Origin of the sequence: Mesorhizobium sp. M2E.F.Ca.ET.209.01.1.1 (assembly GCF_004010375.2) — a bacterium.
Taxonomy (GTDB): domain Bacteria; phylum Pseudomonadota; class Alphaproteobacteria; order Rhizobiales; family Rhizobiaceae; genus Mesorhizobium.
The window spans coordinates 1-281 of the sequence record NZ_SADP02001337.1; the positions used below are offsets into that span (position 1 = coordinate 1).

Here is a 281-nt window from a genome sequence, read left to right on the forward strand (position 1 = left end):
GTTATCCGCAGGGTTTATGCCGCCGCCGTTGCGCGCGTAAGCCTGGGTCAAATCGTAGTTGTTGTCGGCATGTCGCAGGGACAACTTGGTTTTCCAACCGTCGCCCAACTGATGCTCGAGCTCGGTGAAAACAGCGGTGCTCCAGAAGTAGTCACGGTTCCAGTCTTCACCGTAGAAATTCTTGCGCGATACATTCGGCAGCGACATCGCGGCCTCACCGGCTGCGTTGGTGTAGCGATAGGCCGGCAGGGAGCGCTGGGCGCCACGGATGTCGGTATTCT

Annotated in this window: 1 protein-coding gene; it reads right to left on the minus strand. The window is 58.7% G+C overall.

Translation table 11 applies throughout. The features are described from left to right. Positions 1-281, minus strand: a 281-nt coding sequence (locus EN852_RS40320; RefSeq protein WP_210238346.1) for a hypothetical protein, incomplete at both ends; no start/stop codon positions are given.